A 17,868-nucleotide genomic window follows, 5' to 3' on the forward strand; every position below is an offset into this window, starting at 1 on the left:
GCGTGATGATGAAATTAGTGGTTGGTGATGAGCTTGCCGAGGAAGTCCTTGGCACGATCCGTCTTCGGATTCGTGAAGAACTCCTGTGGGGTGGCCTGTTCAACGATCTGTCCGTCAGCCATGAAGATCACGCGGTCCGCAGCCTTGCGGGCGAAGCCCATCTCGTGGGTGACCACGAGCATGGTCATGCCTTCCTTAGCCAGACCCACCATGGTGTCCAGGACCTCGTTGATCATTTCCGGGTCCAAGGCACTGGTTGGCTCATCAAAGAGCATGACCTTTGGTTTCATGGCTAGGGCGCGGGCGATCGCCACACGCTGTTGCTGGCCGCCGGAAAGCTGTGCTGGCAGTTTGCCTGCCTGATTGGCTACGCCAACCCGTTCAAGCAGCTGCATCGCCAACTTCTTGGCTTCTTCCTTCTTCATGCCCTTGACCTTGATCGGACCGAGGGTCACGTTTTCCAAGATCGACTTATGGGCGAAGAGGTTGAAGGACTGGAAAACCATGCCGACATCGGCGCGAAGGTTCGCTAGCGCCTTGCCTTCGTCAGGAAGGGTCTTGCCATCAATTTTGATGGCGCCGTCGTCGATGGTTTCCAGCCGGTTGATGGCGCGGCACAGTGTCGACTTGCCAGAACCCGAAGGGCCCAGGATCACAACAACCTCGCCCTTGGCGACTTCGAGGTTGATGTCGTTGAGCACGTGCAGGGCACCGTAGTGCTTATTGACCCCAGTCAGCTGGACGATGGGGCCGTCAGAAGAAGCTTGAGCCTGATGATCGCTTTTCATGTTGTAGACATTACTTGATGTGACGCCGACTACGCGACCTTCCGACCATGTCACATCGAGTTGTTATCAAACTGTTCTTCAATCAGGGGTAGGTCACATCCGAAGTTGCACTGAAGTAACCGATAGAGTGAAGGTATGGTTCATCAGCGTAAGAGTGAAGAAAATGCTCGGGTCGGGCAAAAACGCCACATCGAAGCGAGCTGGCCAGGAAAGCAACCGGAAGATCAGCTTGACCACTATCTTCTGGAAAGCCCGCAGGCGGACGTAACCCACACCGATGTGTGGCGAGTGCTGCGCATCCAGTCCGAATTCGTCAGCGGCTTTGGAAGCATGGCCGGCACCGGCCCAGCTATTGCCGTTTTCGGTTCCGCACGCACCGATCCAAACAGCCCGTATTATGCGATGGCGCAGCGTGTCGGCAGCCGTCTGGCTGAAGAAGGCATCACGACCATTACCGGTGGCGGCCCCGGCGCGATGGAAGCTGCCAACAAGGGCGCAGCTGACAAGGATGGAATTTCTGTCGGCCTTGGCATCGAACTGCCATTTGAAACCGGGCTGAATGCCTCGGTGAACAAGGGCCTGAATTTCCGCTACTTCTTCGTGCGCAAGACGATGTTCGTGAAGTACTCGCAGGGCTTCATTGTGCTGCCTGGCGGCTTTGGCACCTTGGATGAACTATTCGAGGCCCTGACCTTGGTGCAGACCAAGAAGATCACCAGCTTCCCGATTGTGCTCGTAGGCTCCGAGTTCTGGGGCGGCCTGGTGGATTGGATGACCAATACGCTACTGGCCGAAGGCACCATTTCCGCTGGCGACTTGAACTTGTTTACCATCACTGATGATCCGGATGAAGCTGTGGACCTGGTGCTGCGTGCGCACCAGGAGCATCGGAAAGTCGGCGATCTGGCGAAGGGCGATTAGCTGATGCCGTTTCTGCTGATTGCCATTGCTGTCCTGTTGGTTGGCGCCGTCGCGCTGCTGCTCTCCAGCCAGCGGAAAAACGTGCCAGCCGGCCGGCATTTTGAATCAACTGGCGGGAACATCACCGGGTTGGTGGAGCATCAAGCCTCGTTGCCGCCGGTGCTCTTGCCCAAGAGTCCTCGCGCCCAAGACGTGGATAAAGTTCGCTTCTCTCTGGGATTGCGCGGTTACCGTTGCGACCAGGTAGATGAGGTGCTCGATGTCTTGGCTGCTGAAATCACGAACCTTGAGAATACGATTCGTGACCTTGAGTCACGGCGTGTGATTAGCGACACGGGCGAAAATTAGTAATAATAAAAGATAAGTGTCCCAACTCAGCACGGATTCCGTGCGGAGGATGGACTAGGCATTCGGTTGCATGCAGGGCAATTGCCAGTGCATGCGTTAGCCACAGACGAAGGGAACAGCTTAATGGCTGCTATGAAGCCACGCACCGGTGACGGGCCAATGGAAGTCGCAAAAGAAGGCCGCAGCCTCATCTTGCGCCTGCCAATCGACGGAGGCGGACGACTGGTAGTCGAGTTGAACAACGACGAGGCAACCGAATTGCGCGAGTGCCTGCTCAAGGTAACTCAGTAAGCTTGCCCAAGTTCTAGCTTTGCCGCACCAATAATTGTGGGACGGCAACCAAGGACCGACAGAAATGTCGGTCCTTTGTCTTGCCTGGAAGCTAGCGCTTTACGCCGGCCTTGGCCGGGAGCACAGTAGCGACGAACAATCCCTGCTCGGTAGGGAACAGGTGGGTCTGCAGGCGCGGATCTTCACGCAGCATGCGCAGTGCGTCCCGGGTCATGACCGTCGAATTGCGGCGTATCGCAGGCTTCGCCAAGCGGTGCTCATCAAAAGCGTTGTTCACGATGATGACCCCGCCGGTGCCGGCTAAACGCTTGGCCTCGGCAACGTACTCGAGCAATTGCTCAGCGCCGGCATCAATGAGCACCATGTCATAGGCGTGGTCTGCCAAGCGCGAGAGGACATTCTCGGCGCGTTCGTTGATGATGCGCGCCCGTGCCGAGGGGATGCCTGAATCGCGCAGGCCTTGGCGCATCGCGTTGGCATGCTCCAGATCCGATTCAATGGCTGTCAGGGTCACCGAGCTGCCCATCACTTCGAGCATCGCCAGGGAAGCGACGCCGACGCCGGAACCAATCTCTACGATGTTCCGAGGTTGGCGCAGAGTGCAGAGCATTTGGAGCATGGAGCGGCCCGCGGGATCGATGCACCGCACGCCCAGGTCTTCGGCACGCTCGCGAACCGATGCGACATGCTCTGGCTCGTTGACGTGCGTCTGGGTGTAGGTCCAGCTCGCGAAGAGTTCTGGATTCATCGAAGGCATTGGTGCGGGTCCTCAAGAGTTGATTTGGCGTGGCCACTTCCAATCGTACCTACGTCGTTACCTGAAGTTGTTGAACTTGGAGGTACTCGCGCAGGGGATTCTTAGCTTCAGCTCAGCTTTCCACTACATACTTGAAGTGTGAACAATGCAGGAAGTGACGCAATCTCGACAATGATGGATGCAGAAACCACGACCCCGACATGGGATCAAATGGTCCAAGAGCATGGCCAACAGGTGTTCCGCCTGTCCTACCGCTTGACTGGTAACCGCCAAGACGCCGAGGATCTTTCCCAAGAAGCATTTGTTCGCGCCTTCAAAGCGCTGGAAAAATACACGCCGGGAACCATGGGTGGCTGGCTGCACCGCATCACCACCAACCTGTTCCTGGATCAGGCTCGGCGCAAAAGCAAGATCCGTTTTGATCGTTTCGCCGAGGGCTCCGAAGAGCGTTTGCCTGGCACCGCGGTGACCCCGGAACGCTACTTTGAATTCAACAACCTGGATATCGATGTGCAGGAAGCCTTGCGCGCACTGTCCCCGGAATTCCGTGCTGCGATTGTACTTTGCGACATGGAGGGCTTCTCTTATGAGGAAGTCTCACGCATCCTGGATGTGAAGCTGGGTACCGTCCGTTCACGTATTCACCGCGGACGCGCCATGCTGCGTGACGCGTTGGCTCACCGCAATCCCGCCAACCGCCCAGCAAAGACCATGTCGTTGCCGCGTATTACCCGAGGCCTTCGGGCCGCTGGCTAAGCTCGTTCACGACATGTTCACCATTGGCATGGTGCGGTGACTTCGCTCGTGGCACTGGAACAAGGTAAACTTTTTACGTGGACTTTATTGGTATTAATGGCGGCGAGTTCATTATTCTCGCTGTGCTCGCGGTGGTTATTCTTGGCCCCGAAAAGCTTCCCGAGTACGCCAAAAAACTAGCCAATCTGGTCAAGGAAGTTCGGCGCATGGCCAACGGTGCCAAGGAGCAGCTGCGCGAAGAAGTCGGCGACGAGGTTGCCGATATTGACTGGAAGAAGCTGGACCCACGCCAGTACGACCCTCGCCGGATCATCAAGGAAGCGTTGGTCGACGAGTTCGATGACGCAGTGAATGCGGCCAAGGGCACCGGGGGTACCACTACGGCACCTGCACCGGTGCGTACTCAAATCCCTTCGGTCACCATGCAGCAGGCGTCGCTGGCAGCCGGCGAACCGGCCCCCTTCGACTCCGAAGCTACCTAGGGTGCAAAAGACTTAGAACGACATTGGCAGCGATCGCCCGGCAAGTCCGCGCGGTCGCTGTTCCAATTTCCCGGCCAATTCACGCAAGGCGAAGGCCGCGGGAGACTGCGGAGAGCTAAGCACCACCGGACGCCCCTCATCCGAGCCCACGCGTACCGACTCCTCCAATGGAATCTGGGTCAGCAACTGGACCGGGTAATCCAGCTGCTGGGACAAGGAATCGCTGAGCTTGGCGCCGCCACCGGATCCGAAGACCTCCATGCGCGTGCCATCGGGCAGCTGCAGGAAGCTCATGTTCTCCACTACACCGATCACCTTCTGATCGGTCTGCAAGGCGATGGTTCCGGCACGTTCAGCCACCTCGGTAGCCGTGGACTGCGGGGTGGTGACCACCAGAAGTTCGCTGTTGGGCAGCAGCTGGGAGACCGAGATGGCCATGTCCCCGGTGCCCGGCGGCAAATCCAGGAACAGGTAGTCCAGGTCCCCGAAGTAGACATCGGAGAGGAACTGTTCCAGGGCACGGTGCAGCATCGGCCCGCGCCAGATCACCGGCTGATTCGAGTCCAAGAACATGCCAATGGAAATGACCTTCACCCCGTGGGCTACCGGCGGCAGGATCATGTCATCAACCCGGGTAGGGTTCTGCGAGATGCCCATCAGCGATGGGATGGAGAAGCCATGGACATCGGCATCGATCAACCCGACCTTCAGTCCCTGGGAAGCCAGCTGGCAGGCGAGGTTCGCGGTAATCGAGGATTTGCCCACGCCGCCTTTGCCGCTGGCCACAGCGATCACCCGGGTTAACGAGGACGGATCGGAGAACGGGGTGCGGCGGCTGGCCAGGGACTCGCGCAGGTCCGCGCGCTGCTGCGGATCCATGACTCCCAGATCTACGTTGACCTGCTGCACGCCTGCTACGGCCTGCAAGGCGGCGGTGGCCTCGTCTTGGATGGTGGAGCGCATCGGGCAACCGGCGATGGTCAAGAGGATCTTGACCGTGGCAGTGCCCTGCGAAAGGACAGCTGATTCCACCATGCCCAACTCGGTAATGGGACGGCGAAGCTCCGGGTCGTGGACGGTTGCGAGTGCTGCTAGAAGTTCAGGAGAGTTGCTCAATGCTTAGTTGTTCTTCCGAGGCTGGCTGTGCTGGGGTTTGACGGTTTCGATCACGCCGGTTTGCGGCTGGGAATTCTTATTGCCGCCTTTTTTCCTGGCGCGCAAATGCAGCTCTTCACCATCTGTGGTTTCCAGCAGCTCTTCAAGGACATTGCGCAGCTCGGAACGCACATAGTCACGGGTGGCGACATCGCGCAGTGCTAGGCGCAGCGAGGCCAGCTCGCGAGTCAGGTACTCGGTGTCGTAGAGGTTGCGTTCGGCCCGGGCGCGGTCTTCGGTCAGCGAGACGCGGTCACGGTCATCCTGACGGTTCTGAGCCAGCAGCAGCAGCGGTGCGGCGTAGGAAGCCTGCAAGGAGAGCATCAAGGTCAGCGCGGTGAAGCCGATGGTGGCATCATCAAAGCGCCAGTTGATCGGGGCCACCGAGTTCCAGACCAGCCAGAAGGCGCAGAACACCGTCATGTACAGCAAGAACGTCGGGGTGCCCATGAATCGGGCGAACTTCTCGGTCGCCGAACCGAACAGATCCGGGTTCGGGGAGAACCGGGGCCAGAAGCGTTGTCGTGCTGCAAGCGGGGTATCCAGGCCGTTACTCTTGCGCTGCTCAGCCATAGCTGGAACTCCTTTGCTGCTGATCGGGTAGTTGGGTGCTCGTCGCTAGTCTTGCGAACGCCAGTCGTCGGGGAGGATATGGTCCAGCACGTCATCAACGGTGATGGCGCCGACCAGGCGTCCTTCTTTGTTGGTGACACCCACGCTGGTGAGGTTGTAGGTAGCCAAGTGGCGAACCACCTCGGAGATATTTGCCAGATCCGACATCGGTTCAAGCTCAGTATCTAGGATATCGCCCAGCGGCTCCGGGGGAGCAGCACGCAGCAACGCCTGGATGTGGACCTGGCCCAGGTAGCGTCCGGTGGGGGTCTCCAGCGGCGGACGCACCACATACACGGTGGAGGCCAGCGCCGGGCTCAATTCTTCAAGACGTACCGAGGCCAGGGCCTCGGCCACGGTGGATTCGGGAGTCAGGATCACCGGAACCGGGGTCATCACAGAACCGGCGGTGCCCTCGGGGTAGGCCAGCAGACGGCGTACGTCCTTGGCTTCTTCCTCGTTCATCAGATCCAGCAGCTGGTGCTTGGTCTCTTCGCTGACTTCGGCCAAGAGGTCGGCCGCGTCATCCGGGTCCATTTCCTCCAGCACGTCTGCGGCGCGTTCAAGGCCCAAGGCCGAAAGGATCTCGACCTGTTCGCGGTCCGGCAGCTCCTGGAGCACATCGGCCAGGCGCTCATCTTGCAGGTGCGCGGCGATTTCCAGTCGGCGCTTCTCATTCATCTCATGCAGTGCGTCGGCGAAGTCTGCAGGCTTCATCTCATCGTGGGCGGCCACGAAGGTGTCAGCTGACTGAGGTTCGGTCTGAGCCCCGTGGCTGACCTCATCCCAGGAGACCAAGATCTTGTGGCGGCGGCGCGAACGCAAGCCCAGGATGTTGGCCGTCGGCTCTCCGCGCTGGACGTAGTATTCGTTGATTTCCCAGTCGCCCCGTCGGGTCTGGGTTAATCCGACGTCTTCAATGACACCGCGCCCTGATCCGTCAACGAAGGTGATCATGCGGTCGAACATTTCGGCAACCACCAGGATTTCCTGGCCGCGCTGCTGGAATCGGCGCATATTGACCAGGCCGTTGCAGATCACCTGATTGGCTTCCATGGATTGGATGCGGGTCATTGGAACGAAGACCCGTCGCTTTCCGGGCACCTCGACCACCAAACCCACACAGGCGGCGGGTTTCTTGGGGCCGCGTGAGACCACCACGACATCGCGCAAACGGCCCAAGCGGTCGCCCAAGGGGTCGAAGACATCAAGCCCGAGCAGCCGGGCGACGAAGATTTTAGACACTTGTGCGCTCACCTTCCTAGACTATCGCGTTCCACGCCCGTTCTTGGTGTGCAAAGCCACAGGGCAAGCACTGTTTCTTTCACCCACAGCGATAGTTGCTTCACAACTAGGCAGGCTCACAGTAAACCTGTGCACAATATAGATATGACCTCGCCTCATGGAGTAAATTCGATTAGCACCAGCGGCCTTCCGCGCGGAGAATTGCTTGGACGCTACACCAGCTATCTCGACGCCCAAAAGCTCGTTGATTATCTGGCCGACAACGACTTCCCAGTCGCTGCGGTAAGCATCGTCGGCAATGACGTACGCACCGTGGAGCGAGTCACTGCAAAACTTTCCTACCCACGTGTAGCGCTGGCCGGCGCGGCCCAGGGCGGCATGATGGGCCTGTTCGTCGGCCTGCTCCTGACCCTGTTCGGCGGCGGCGGAAACGGCCTGTACCAGATCCTCTCGGCCATCGGCCTGGGCATGGCGATCTGGATGATCGCCGGGGTCATCAGCTATTCGACTCGTCGCGGCAAGCGCGACTTCGCCTCCTCCAGCCAGTTCGTGGCCACCAGCTTCGATGTCGTGGTGGACTTCGAGCATGCACAGGCTGCCAGGACCCTGGCTTCGAAGCTGCCGATGCGTCCAAATCAGGCACCGGCCCAGCCAGTAGCCCAGACTCCACAGCAGCCGCAGCCTCAGCAACCAGCTGCTGCACCAGCGACTCAGGGTTCAGCGCCTGCACCGGAAGCCGGAGCACAGCCTGCTGCTGAGCAGCCGCGCAGCGGACAGTTCCCTGACCTGCCAGATGGCCGCCCGCGCTACGGTGTGCGAGTCAACGAACCACAGCCAGCTGCCCCAGCACCAGCAAAGAAGCCCGAGGAAGCCAGCGCGGCCCCGGCCGCCAGCGAGCAGCCAGGTGGCGATCACGCTGCAGCCCCGGTCAGCGAACAGCAGCCAGCCAAGCAGCCGGAAGCCGAAGACCTCTCTGAGGTTGAGCCGAAGGTAGATGCTGCAGGGCAGACTCAGGCACCGGCCCAGGACGCAGAGTCCAACAAGGACTGAATCAGTTCATCCAGGCGCTCAAGGCCTGCAAGAACAACGAAAGGTCTGGTTGAAGTTACCCTGGTAACTTCAACCAGACCTTTCACTGCTTAACGCTGCAGGACTCCTTAGCCGCGCAGCTTAGCCATCCACGCTTCAACCTCCTCAGGCTTGCGTGGCAGGGCGGCACTCAGGTTCTCGGCGCCATCAGCGGTGACCAGGATGTCATCTTCGATGCGCACGCCCAGGCCGCGGTACTCCTCAGGGATCGCCAGATCCTCATCCTTGAAGTACAGGCCCGGCTCGATGGTGAAGACCATGCCCTCTTCAAGTACGGCGTCCAGGTACAGCTCGGCGCGTGCCTGTGCGCAGTCGTGGACATCAAGGCCCAGGTGGTGGCTGGTGCCGTGCGGCATCCAGCGGCGATGATGCTGGCCTTCTGGATCCATGGCTTCTTCCACCGATACCGGCAAGATGCCCCACTCGTGCAGGCGCTCGGCCAGCACACGGGTAGCGATCAGGTGCAGATCGCGGAACTTCAAGCCCGGCTTGGCCACGGCGAAGGCAGCATCAGCGGCATCCAGCACGGCCTGGTAGACCTTGCGCTGGACCTCGGTGTACTTGCCGTTGACCGGCAGCGAGCGGGTGATGTCTGCGGTGTACAGCGATTCGGCTTCGACACCGGCATCCAGCAGCAGCACTTCGCCGTCCTTGACGGTTCCGGTGTTGCGGATCCAGTGCAAGATGGTGGCGTTGTTGCCCGAGGCCGCGATGGTGTCGTAGCCCAGCTCGTTACCCTCGAGTCGGGCACGGGCAAAGAAGGCGCCTTCAACGACGCGTTCGCCGCGTTCGTGGGCCATGGCCTTGTCCAGGTTGCGTACTACGTCTTCGAAACCGTTGATGGTCGCGTTCACGGACTTGCGCAATTCTGCGATTTCGTACTCGTCCTTGACCAGGCGGATTTCCGAGACGAACTCGGACAGCTCGGTATCCAGCGCATCGCTGGCTTCCAGGTCCTGGCCGGTGTTCATGCGCGAGGTATCCACCAGGGCCTCGATGTTAAGATCCACCTCGCGGACCAGGCGGATGCGGATGCCGCCCAGGGCCTGCGGGCCGGAGTTCTTGGTGATGGCCATTTCCAGCTGGTCCAGCGAATCGGTTGGCATGCCGGTGCGGGCAGAAAGCGAGGAAAGGGTTGGGCGCGGGCCCACCCAGAATTCGCCCGAACGCGAGTTCAGGTAGAAATCGGTGGTGTCGCGGCCTGCCATCGGGGCGAAGTACAGGGTGGAAACGTGGTTCGAACCGTGCTCGCCCGTGCCGTCATCGGTTGGTTCCATCACCAGAACCGCATCCGGCTCGTGGTCGACACCCAAGCCGGTCAGGTGGGCGAAGGCCGAGTGCGGGCGGAAACGGTAGTCGGTGTCATTGGAGCGGACCTTGAGCGGTCCGGCCGGAATGACGAGGCGTTCACCGGTGAAGTTTTCCGAGAGCTTGGCACGGCGGGCTACCGCGTAGCCGGCTGCGGCATCTTGTGCTGGCAAATCGGAGGTATCAGGGGCCCACGAGGTGGCCATGAATTCCTGGAATGCCTTGGACGTTGGACGCTGGGAACGGTTGTTCACACGGTCTTCCAACGGCTGATCAGTGCTTGGTGCAGATGAATCTTGATTGGTCATAGTCCAAGTGTGTCACCATCAGCTGTATCCCAGCAAAGAATCAGCGCAGGGGATAACCTAGGCATATGCGAATTGACCTGCACACCCACTCCAATGTGTCCGACGGAACTGAAACTCCCACCCAGCTGATGCATGCAGCTTCGGTGGCCGGCCTGGATGTTGTGGCGCTGACAGATCATGACCAGACCACCGGCTGGCCCCAGGCCACGGAGGCGGCCTCGAAGCTTGGCTTGGGGTTCATCCCGGGCATGGAGATCACCTGCCAGGACTCCAACGGGATCAGCGTGCACCTGCTGAGCTATCTGCACGACCCGTCCTACCAGCCGCTGCTCGATGAACTGGATAATGCGCTGAACTCACGCATCATCCGCGCCCGGCGCATCGTGGATTTGCTTGCCGAGGACTACCCGATCAGCTGGGATCTGGTGGGGGAGCATTGCCTGCCCGGCTCCACCGTGGGCCGCCCGCATATTGCCGACGCCCTGGTCACTGCCGGGGTAGTGGAAAACCGCAATGAGGCTTTTGCCAATATTCTTTCTTCACGCTCGCGCTATTACGTCTCGCATCCAGCGGTCAGTCCGGTCACTGCGGTGCAATTGGTGCGTGAAGCCGGTGGTGTCCCAGTCTTCGCCCACCCCAAGGCCTCAGCGCGTGGACGGGTCGTTCCGGACTCCACCTTCCACGACATGATCGATGCGGGACTGGCAGGTGTTGAAGTGCACCACCGGGACAATACCGCTGAAGGCAAAACTTGGTTGCTGGAGCTGGCCGCCGAGCACGACCTGATTGTCACCGGCTCCTCGGATTACCACGGCACCGGAAAACTGAACCGGCTCGGTGAGAATCTCACCGAGCCGGACATGTTGCAAAGAATTATTGATCAGGGGACTGGTACGTCGCCCTCAATATAGTTGGTGCCTTCGGGCAACCGGGCCTTCATGACCTCGATGGCCTCGGGGTTCTGGTCGATCAGCACGAACTGGCGGCCCAACTTCGCGGCCACTGCGCCGGTCGTTCCCGAACCGGCGAAGAAGTCCAGCACCAGATCGCCGGGACGCGAAGAAGCAGCCACGATTCGGCGCAGTACCCCTTCGGGCTTCTGCGTCGGGTAGCCGGTCTTTTCCTTGCCGGTCGGCGAAACGATCGTGTGCCACCAGACATCGGTAGGAAGCTTGCCCAAGGCGCGCTTCTCCGGGGTAACCAGACCGGGAGCCATATAAGGCTCGCGGTCCACCTCGGCCGAGTCGAAGTGGTACTGCTTGGGATCCTTCACGTAGACCAAGATGGTGTCGTGCTTGGCCGGCCAGCGGCTCTTGGCCCGAGCCCCGTAGTCATAGGCCCAGATTAGTTCATTCAAGAAGCAATCACGACCAAAAATCTGATCGAGCAGCACCTTCACGTAGTGCACCTCGCGGTAATCTAGGTGCACGTACAAGGTGCCGTCCTCAGCCAGCAACCGATGGGCTTCGCGTAGCCGCGGCTCGATGAAGCTGAGATAGTCATCAAACGTATCGTGATATGAACGAGCGATTCCCAGCTCGGTGTTGTACTCGCGTCCCTTGAAACCAGTGCGGTCGCCTTCGCCTTCGGCAGCGCGAACCATGGTGCGCTGGGCACGGGTTTGCTTGCGTCCGGTGTTGAACGGCGGATCCACATAGATCAGGGTGAAGCTTTGATCTGGCAAGGAGCCGAGGATGGAGAGGTTATCACCGTGATACACGGTATTGCCCGCGGCCTGAACGCCGGACGGCTCAGCGTCCTGCGTTCGGGCCTGGGGCAAAGCTGGTTCTTCGGGTAGAGCGAGCACCGCTGGTGTGAGTTCCTTTCGGAAAAGTTGACGGACGAGGCGGACTGCTACTTAGTCCTGGCCGCCGTCTTCGGTGCTGCGGGTGCGGCGGCGCGGGCGGCGGCGACGTGCGGTGGCGCCGCTTTCAGCCTGCTGTTCCTCGCCGGAAACGTGAGTTTCGCGATGACGCTCATTTTCACGGGCCGGGCGGTCCTGCTTGCCCTTGGAGTGGCCGTGGCGTGCGCCGTCCTGCTCAGCTGCGCCGCCCTGGGAGCTATGCTTCTGCTCGCCGTTCACGGTGCGGGTACGGGTGCGCGAGCTGCTGCGGCGGCGCGGGGTGCGTGCCGATTCATCGCGGCGCGGCGAACCGTCGCCCTCAGCCGGTGCACTCTTCTTGGCACGCTGCAAGCGTCCCTTGGTGCCCTTCGGGATCTCCAGATCAGCGAAGAAGTGCGGCGAGGAGGAGTAGGTTTCCACTGGCTCTGGAACGTTCAGGCCCAGCGCCTTGTTGATCAGCGACCAGCGTGGCACCGAATCCCAGTCCACGAAGGTGACCGCGATGCCGGTGTTGCCGGCACGGCCGGTGCGGCCTACGCGGTGCAAGTACGTGTTCTCGTCATCCGGGCACTGCAGGTTGACCACGTGGGTGACGTCGTCCACGTCGATGCCGCGGGCGGCAACGTCGGTGGCGACCAGGATTTCAACCTTGCCCGAGCGGAAGGCCTTCAAGGCCTGCTCGCGGGCGCCCTGGCCCAAGTCGCCGTGCAGCGAACCGGCGTTGAAGCCGCGGTCGATCAGCTCATCGGACAGGCGGGCAGCCGAACGCTTGGTCTGGGTGAAGATGATGGTCTTGCCGCGGCCTTCGGCCTGCAGCAGACGGGCAACCATCTCATCTTTGTCCATGTTGTGCGCACGGTAGATCAGCTGGCGGATGTTGCGCTTGGTCAGCGAATCATCATCGCCCGGATCCTGGGCACGGATATGGGTTGGACGGGTCATATAGCGGCGGGCCATGGTGATCACGGCGCCGGGCATGGTTGCCGAGAACAGCATCGCCTGGCGTACTGGCGGCAGGGCGGCCAGGATGCGCTCGACGTCGGGAAGGAAGCCCAGATCCAGCATTTCGTCGGCCTCATCCAGGACCACGGTCTTGACCTGCTTGAGGTTCAGCACGCGCTGGCGGTTCAGGTCGATCAGGCGTCCTGGGGTGCCAACGATGACGTCGGTGCCGGCCTTCAGGGCGTTGATCTGCTCTTCATACGGGCGGCCGCCGTAGATGGTGGTGATCGAGATGTTCGAGTGCTTCGAAGCCTGGGCCAGATCGGCACCGACCTGGATAGCCAGCTCGCGGGTTGGAGCCACGATCAGCGCCTGCGGGGCACCGGGGAATTCAAGATCTTCATAGCCCTTGTCGCCTTCGCGAACCACGCGCTGCAGCGCAGGAATGCCGAAGCCCAAGGTCTTGCCGGTACCGGTCTTGGCCTGTCCGATGATGTCATTGCCACTCAGTGCGACCGGAAGGGTCAGGGCCTGGATGGGGAAGGCGTACTCGATACCGGCTTCCGAAAGCGAAGCAACAATGTCTTCGCGTACCTTCAGATCGGCAAAGCTCTGCTTGGCTGGCTCTGCTTCAACTGATTCGTTGTCTAGTGGTTCGGCAGCCTGTGCCGAAAGAGTCGTGTCAGTCACGATGTCTTTATTCTCGTTTCATGTGGGCGCAGCCCCTGCTCCTTCTTGGCTTGTCATAAGCCGCGAGCTTCTGGGTACTGCGCGAGTCCAGCGGAGCCGATCGCTTCGTTCACATTAGATGCCTTCGTCAAGCACCTGTGGGATGGTGACCGCTGGGAAGTCACCACAAAACTGTTTCATCTATCAGCCCATTGCGATCGGGCATCCTATTTACTAATAGGCCAAGCATAACTGGTTTTGCCGCAAAACCAGGGTTTGCGAGTCCTAGGCCACGATTTCGAAGCCGATCTTACGCGTTTTGGGATCGGCCTGGACCAGTTTCACCCGCACCAGGGTTCCTGGCTTCGCGCTGCCGGCGAACTGGCCGGTGACCGGATCCTGCACTAATTGCAAGGTTCCGGGACGCAGGCTTCCATCGTCCTTGGCCACCGCGTCCTTGAGCACGATAGCCTCGAATTCTTCCCCGATGCGGGACTTGAGTACGTAGGCTTCGAGCAGGTCAACGGCCGCATTATTAACCCTGTTCGCGGCGATCGAGCTGGTGCGCATCAGCCCCGGCAGCTCATCGAGTGCCGCGGTGAGCTGATCTGGGATCGGCTGCCCGGTGGACAGCAAGTAGCAGGTGAGCAGCACGAAGCGGTCTACCAGCCGGCGCAGCGGGGCCGTGGTGTGCGCGTAGGGCGCGGCCAGTGCGGCCTGTATCAGTTCTTCTTCTGGCTGCCCGGCAATGACCTGGTAGTCCGCGCCGCGGAATAGTGCTGCGGCGCGATGCATGATCACCAGTTGCTTGGGGTCGCTGACATCCAAGGTGTGCAGGTACTGCCCGTAGCTGATGGACGAATCCCAAGGCTTGCCCAGCAGCTGTGTCTGGGTGCGGAATTCCTGCTTGTCTTCTTCATCCGGGGCCGGCATGGTGCGCAGGATGCCTACCCCGGCCTTGAGCATGATGCGCGCGGCGGCGATTCCGGTTACCAGAGAGATCTGCGCGTTATGCTCTTCCAGCGGCAAGGGTGCGCGGCTGACCAGCTTGTAGCCTTCGCCGTCTTCCTCGATTTCCTGGTCCGGGAGATTCAGCGAAGCCCCTCCGCGCAGCTGCTCTTGGTTGAGCCGGGCCGCACCGATTTCGGCGAGCAATTCCAATTGCTCGTCCGGTTCCCCTGAATCGAGCCGGGCTTGGGCCGAAGCGTAGTCCAGTTGGGCGCGCGAACGAATGCGTACGCGTTTGAGCTCTACCTCGCCCAGTGCTCCATCGGCGTCCAAGGAAATTTTCCAGTGGAAGGCCGGACGGGTCTGGTCAGGCAGCAGCGAACCTTGATCTTCGGAGATCAACGGCGGGTGCAAGGTGATTTTGCGATGCGGCAGGTAGTAGGTCTGGCCGCGTTGGCGGGCGACCTGGTCCAGCTGGCTGTCCAGTGCAACGAAGGCCGGCACGTCCGCAATCGCGTAGTGCACGGTGTAGCCCTGGTCGTTGCGCTCCAGGAACATCGCCTGGTCCAGATCGGTGGCGCCCACCGGATCAATGGTGAAGAACGGGATCTGCGTGGCGTCATCTTCAGGAAGCTGGAGTTCGGCTACCGCCTGTTCTGCGGCCTGCAGGGTTGGCTCATCGAAGGGTGCCGGTACCTCGAACTCGGTTTCCAGGCCCAGCAGGAGCTGGGCCAACGAGCTGGCGGGCACGGGGCGGGGGCTGCGGATTCGTCGTTCAGTCACCCTTTAGGAATATCACGACTAGGTGAAGCAAATCACTATTTGATGCAAAGAGATGGCCGGTTTCGCTTTGAAGCGAAACCGGCCATTCACTGCCAAGGCGATGCTTTGGCAGTCAACAAGCGCTACTGTGCGAAGCCGACGCGGCGAACTTCTTCTGGGCCAACCTCAACGTAGGCGATGCCAGCTGAAGGTACCAGGACTTCGCGACCCTTCAAATCCTTCAGTGCCAGAACTGAGCCGTCGGCGATAGCCTTTGAGACCAGTTCGTTGACTTCTGCGTTGCTCAGCTCGGAGTCAAGTACAACTTCGCGGGCGACATTCTGAATGCCAATGCGGATTTCCATGATTCTCGCAGATCCTCTCGAACGAAATAGGTGTCCCGAATGGGTCCTCTGATGACTAATTTATCTAGTTTTCTTTCGGGAACTGTGAAATTCCGCGCCAAGCTAAACGGGAGATCAGTTCGACAGCCGAGTTCTGGTCCACCGCGGAATCGCTGGTAGCCCAATAGCGTGCCGAAATCTGGGACAGTCCGGCGAGTCCGCGGCCAATGAGCAGGCCTTCGTCTTCGCTCATATCGGTATCTTCAACAACGACCCGGGCGATGGATGAGGCCAGTGAGCTGTTGAACTGTTCAATGCGATCGGCGATGAGCGGATCGGAGAGCACATCGGATTCGAAGATCAGGCGGTAGGCCTGGGATTCGCCCTTGATGTAGCTGTAGTACGTGTTGATGGTGGCGAAGACGCGCTCGCGGTTATCTTCGGTGGAGCGGATGGCTTCATCCAGCTGCCGGCTGAAGTCGGCAAGGTGCGAATCCAGCAAGGCTAGATAGAGTTCGCGCTTGCCGGGGAAGTGCTGGTAGAGCACTGGCTTGGAAACCAAGGCGACTTCGGCGATTTCATCCATGGAGGCGCCATGGTAGCCATGGGCAACGAAAACCTGGTGCGCTGCTTGAAGCAGCTGGCGGCGTCGCGCTTCACGGGGCATCCGTTGCGGGCGAGTGCCTTTGCTATTTTCGAGTTCCGTCATGTCCAGTGGGGCCTTTCCAGCTGCAGAGCGCTCAGCTCCCAAGTCATTGCGGGAATTCTTGAGAGGTGACCTACTTGGAAGTAGTATTACATGCTTCTATCCGGAAAGTGGAAATATACAGGCGGAAAAGTAGATTTCCTACGCGGTTTTGGTTTCTGGGACTGCCGGGCAGCTGGCTTCGGGTTGTGCCGGCTGCGGCATTGCAGGCTCGGGCTGGGCGAGCTCGAGGCCGTAGAGGGTTTCCAAAGCCGAGACGTATTCGCTGGTGCGGCCTTCGCCTGCCAATTCGCGGGCGCGGACCGTAGGCACGTGCAGCAGCTGGCGCACCATGCGGCGCATGGCAAGCTCAACTTCTTCTGCCGCGGCGCTGCAGCCGTGCTGGGCACGGACCTTGGCGATCTCGGCATCCAAAACCGCTTTGGTGTGCTGGCGCAGTGCGACAATTGCGAAGTCCGCTTCGCGTTCACGCTGGGCTGCGGCAAACTCCGCAGTCGCGTTCTTCACGATGCGGCTGGCCGCATGCACGGCCATGGCCTGTTCGGTCGGAGCGGCCATGCGCACCGATTCCAAGGTGATCAGCTCGACCTGCGGCAGCTGGGCCAAGGTTGGATCGAAATCGTGGGTCAATGCCATGTCGATGGCGACCAGCGGATGGTTCTTCACGCGCAGCGATTCAAGTTCAGCACGCGAAAGCTGGTGCCCGCCGCCGGAGCAGCCGACGATGATGTCCGCTTCACGCAATGCTTGCGGCAGCAGTTCATCGGTTAGTGGGAAGCCGCCGCGCTTGGCGGTGAAATCTGCGGCACGTCCGGAGCTGGAGTACACCGAAATGCGGGCAACGCCGCGTTCCTTGAGCAGGGCCATGGTGGCGCCGGCGTAGGAACCGGTGCCGAAGAGCACGACATCCTGTTCAGCCCAGGCGCGGTCCCCGTCCATGAGCTCTTCAGCCAGATCCAAGGCCACAGACACGACGGACTTGCCCTGGGTACCCAGATCGGTGTTCGAGCCGACGTCCTTGGCTGCACGGGTGGCGTTCTGGAACAGGCGGGTGAGATTGCTGGTGGTGGTCTTCTCCTGCTGTGCCTGAGTCAATGCACGGCGGACCTGTCCGGCGATCTCGCGTTCGCCGACAACAGCTGAGTCCAGTCCGGCACCGACCGAGAAGAGATGCTCGATAACCGGATCGCCTTCCAAGGTGGTCAGGCGGCGGGCCAGGAAGTCAGGGGAGAGGTCGGTGCTGGATGCCAGCTCGCTGACCAGATGTTCTGCAGCGTCTTCGACATGATCTACGTCAGCGTAGACCTCGAAGCGGTTGCAGGTGGCCAGCACGACGGCGCCATTGATAGCCGCCGAACCGTTCACGGAGGCAGCTGCCAGCCCGTCGGCCGAGGCACTGATTTGTGCGACGGTCTCCAGATCGAGCTGCGAATGCGATGCGACAAGAGATAAGAAAACCACAGTGACCCTAGAATAGGCCGGAAAAAACTGCCAGACAATGCAGGCGTGCCTAAATTCGCATGGTTCCAAGGGGTTAGTTTGCTCACCTTCCCCTGCGGGCGAACGCACTTAATGGGCTTTTAATCTGAAGACT

19 protein-coding genes are annotated in these 17,868 nt (G+C 60.3%); 7 read left to right on the forward strand and 12 right to left on the reverse strand.

The genetic code is table 11. The features are described 5' to 3' along the window. Window positions 1–14: 14 nt before the first annotated feature. Window positions 15–746: an amino acid ABC transporter ATP-binding protein gene (locus AB4Y71_RS04485; protein ID WP_441718503.1), complete on the reverse strand. Its 732-nt coding sequence runs from the start codon at window positions 744–746 to the stop codon at window positions 15–17. 177 nt (window positions 747–923) lie between these two features. On the opposite strand from AB4Y71_RS04485, the gene AB4Y71_RS04490 reads away from it, so the two are divergent. The 3 genes from AB4Y71_RS04490 to AB4Y71_RS04500 all read left to right on the forward strand — a co-directional run bounded on the left by AB4Y71_RS04490 (window position 924) and on the right by AB4Y71_RS04500 (window position 2,348). Further along, window positions 924–1,709, forward strand: coding sequence for a TIGR00730 family Rossman fold protein (locus AB4Y71_RS04490; RefSeq protein WP_013349511.1), 786 nt, complete (start codon window positions 924–926; stop codon window positions 1,707–1,709). 3 nt (window positions 1,710–1,712) lie between these two features. Next, complete coding sequence (locus AB4Y71_RS04495; protein ID WP_013349510.1) at window positions 1,713–2,057, forward strand: DivIVA domain-containing protein; 345 nt, start codon at window positions 1,713–1,715, stop codon at window positions 2,055–2,057. 123 nt (window positions 2,058–2,180) lie between these two features. After that, window positions 2,181–2,348 carry a DUF3117 domain-containing protein gene (locus tag AB4Y71_RS04500; protein WP_134779820.1) on the forward strand — a complete coding sequence of 56 codons (168 nt, stop codon included), beginning with the start codon at window positions 2,181–2,183 and terminating at the stop codon, window positions 2,346–2,348. Window positions 2,349–2,439: 91 nt separating this feature from the next. On the opposite strand, the gene AB4Y71_RS04505 is transcribed toward AB4Y71_RS04500, so the two are convergent. Continuing rightward, the gene (locus AB4Y71_RS04505; protein ID WP_193057840.1) at window positions 2,440–3,105 is read right to left on the reverse strand and encodes an O-methyltransferase; all 666 of its coding nucleotides are present in this window, start codon (window positions 3,103–3,105) and stop codon (window positions 2,440–2,442) included. A gap of 171 nt (window positions 3,106–3,276) precedes the next feature. Between AB4Y71_RS04505 and sigE the strand changes: the two genes are divergently transcribed. Beyond that, window positions 3,277–3,861, forward strand: coding sequence for an RNA polymerase sigma factor SigE (sigE, locus tag AB4Y71_RS04510; RefSeq protein ID WP_134780598.1), 585 nt, complete (start codon window positions 3,277–3,279; stop codon window positions 3,859–3,861). 77 nt (window positions 3,862–3,938) lie between these two features. Then, window positions 3,939–4,343 carry a sec-independent translocase gene (locus tag AB4Y71_RS04515; protein WP_193057838.1) on the forward strand — a complete coding sequence of 135 codons (405 nt, stop codon included), beginning with the start codon at window positions 3,939–3,941 and terminating at the stop codon, window positions 4,341–4,343. Between the two features lie 12 nt (window positions 4,344–4,355). Here AB4Y71_RS04515 and AB4Y71_RS04520 read toward each other — a convergent pair whose 3' ends face one another. From AB4Y71_RS04520 to AB4Y71_RS04530, 3 genes are read right to left on the reverse strand one after another with little or no spacing between them, the layout of a single operon-like run. Next, the gene (locus tag AB4Y71_RS04520; protein WP_441718235.1) at window positions 4,356–5,459 is read right to left on the reverse strand and encodes an Mrp/NBP35 family ATP-binding protein; all 1,104 of its coding nucleotides are present in this window, start codon (window positions 5,457–5,459) and stop codon (window positions 4,356–4,358) included. A 3-nt stretch (window positions 5,460–5,462) separates the two neighbouring features. After that, complete coding sequence (locus AB4Y71_RS04525; protein WP_013349504.1) at window positions 5,463–6,071, reverse strand: DUF1003 domain-containing protein; 609 nt, start codon at window positions 6,069–6,071, stop codon at window positions 5,463–5,465. A 45-nt stretch (window positions 6,072–6,116) separates the two neighbouring features. Then, window positions 6,117–7,367: a magnesium transporter MgtE N-terminal domain-containing protein gene (locus AB4Y71_RS04530; RefSeq protein WP_134779822.1), complete on the reverse strand. Its 1,251-nt coding sequence runs from the start codon at window positions 7,365–7,367 to the stop codon at window positions 6,117–6,119. A 132-nt stretch (window positions 7,368–7,499) separates the two neighbouring features. On the opposite strand from AB4Y71_RS04530, the gene AB4Y71_RS04535 reads away from it, so the two are divergent. Next, entirely contained in the window at window positions 7,500–8,405 is a 906-nt protein-coding gene (locus AB4Y71_RS04535) for a general stress protein (protein ID WP_441718238.1), read from the forward strand. Window positions 8,406–8,512: 107 nt separating this feature from the next. On the opposite strand, the gene AB4Y71_RS04540 is transcribed toward AB4Y71_RS04535, so the two are convergent. After that, a complete protein-coding gene (locus tag AB4Y71_RS04540) occupies window positions 8,513–10,060 on the reverse strand; it encodes an aminopeptidase P family protein (protein ID WP_441718241.1) in 1,548 nt (515 codons plus the stop codon). A 65-nt stretch (window positions 10,061–10,125) separates the two neighbouring features. On the opposite strand from AB4Y71_RS04540, the gene AB4Y71_RS04545 reads away from it, so the two are divergent. Further along, the gene (locus AB4Y71_RS04545) at window positions 10,126–10,971 is read left to right on the forward strand and encodes a PHP domain-containing protein (protein WP_441718244.1); all 846 of its coding nucleotides are present in this window, start codon (window positions 10,126–10,128) and stop codon (window positions 10,969–10,971) included. On the opposite strand, the gene AB4Y71_RS04550 is transcribed toward AB4Y71_RS04545, so the two are convergent. The 6 genes from AB4Y71_RS04550 to AB4Y71_RS04575 form a co-directional block, all read right to left on the reverse strand. Next, on the reverse strand, window positions 10,941–11,840 hold the full coding sequence (locus AB4Y71_RS04550; RefSeq protein ID WP_049862740.1) for a DNA-methyltransferase: 900 nt from the start codon (window positions 11,838–11,840) through the stop codon (window positions 10,941–10,943). The two genes, AB4Y71_RS04545 and AB4Y71_RS04550, sit on opposite strands and share 31 nt — an antisense overlap. A 78-nt stretch (window positions 11,841–11,918) precedes the next feature. Continuing rightward, window positions 11,919–13,535 carry a DEAD/DEAH box helicase gene (locus AB4Y71_RS04555; RefSeq protein ID WP_441718245.1) on the reverse strand — a complete coding sequence of 539 codons (1,617 nt, stop codon included), beginning with the start codon at window positions 13,533–13,535 and terminating at the stop codon, window positions 11,919–11,921. 264 nt (window positions 13,536–13,799) lie between these two features. Next, on the reverse strand, window positions 13,800–15,245 hold the full coding sequence (locus tag AB4Y71_RS04560; RefSeq protein WP_441718247.1) for an RNB domain-containing ribonuclease: 1,446 nt from the start codon (window positions 15,243–15,245) through the stop codon (window positions 13,800–13,802). Window positions 15,246–15,367: 122 nt separating this feature from the next. After that, on the reverse strand, window positions 15,368–15,589 hold the full coding sequence (locus AB4Y71_RS04565; protein WP_013349496.1) for a DUF3107 domain-containing protein: 222 nt from the start codon (window positions 15,587–15,589) through the stop codon (window positions 15,368–15,370). A 64-nt stretch (window positions 15,590–15,653) separates the two neighbouring features. Then, window positions 15,654–16,277 (reverse strand): TetR/AcrR family transcriptional regulator, encoded by a 624-nt coding sequence (locus AB4Y71_RS04570; RefSeq protein ID WP_441718249.1) that lies wholly within the window; start codon window positions 16,275–16,277, stop codon window positions 15,654–15,656. Between the two features lie 138 nt (window positions 16,278–16,415). Continuing rightward, window positions 16,416–17,735 (reverse strand): glutamyl-tRNA reductase, encoded by a 1,320-nt coding sequence (locus AB4Y71_RS04575; RefSeq protein WP_013349494.1) that lies wholly within the window; start codon window positions 17,733–17,735, stop codon window positions 16,416–16,418. Between the last annotated feature and the right edge of the window lie 133 nt (window positions 17,736–17,868).

Source organism: Glutamicibacter sp. MCAF14 (genome assembly GCF_052114325.1).
Taxonomy (GTDB): Bacteria; Actinomycetota; Actinomycetes; order Actinomycetales; family Micrococcaceae; genus Glutamicibacter; species Glutamicibacter arilaitensis.

Coding starts and splice junctions, on each gene's coding strand:
- AB4Y71_RS04495 (WP_013349510.1), top strand. CDS start 1,713: ATGCCGTTTCTGCTGATTGCCATTGCTGTCCTGTTGGTTGGCGCCGTC.
- AB4Y71_RS04565 (WP_013349496.1), bottom strand. CDS start 15,589: ATGGAAATCCGCATTGGCATTCAGAATGTCGCCCGCGAAGTTGTACTT.
- AB4Y71_RS04540 (WP_441718241.1), bottom strand. CDS start 10,060: ATGACCAATCAAGATTCATCTGCACCAAGCACTGATCAGCCGTTGGAA.
- AB4Y71_RS04525 (WP_013349504.1), bottom strand. CDS start 6,071: ATGGCTGAGCAGCGCAAGAGTAACGGCCTGGATACCCCGCTTGCAGCA.
- AB4Y71_RS04535 (WP_441718238.1), top strand. CDS start 7,500: ATGACCTCGCCTCATGGAGTAAATTCGATTAGCACCAGCGGCCTTCCG.
- sigE (WP_134780598.1), top strand. CDS start 3,277: ATGATGGATGCAGAAACCACGACCCCGACATGGGATCAAATGGTCCAA.
- AB4Y71_RS04500 (WP_134779820.1), top strand. CDS start 2,181: ATGGCTGCTATGAAGCCACGCACCGGTGACGGGCCAATGGAAGTCGCA.
- AB4Y71_RS04490 (WP_013349511.1), top strand. CDS start 924: ATGGTTCATCAGCGTAAGAGTGAAGAAAATGCTCGGGTCGGGCAAAAA.
- AB4Y71_RS04545 (WP_441718244.1), top strand. CDS start 10,126: ATGCGAATTGACCTGCACACCCACTCCAATGTGTCCGACGGAACTGAA.
- AB4Y71_RS04570 (WP_441718249.1), bottom strand. CDS start 16,277: ATGACGGAACTCGAAAATAGCAAAGGCACTCGCCCGCAACGGATGCCC.
- AB4Y71_RS04505 (WP_193057840.1), bottom strand. CDS start 3,105: ATGCCTTCGATGAATCCAGAACTCTTCGCGAGCTGGACCTACACCCAG.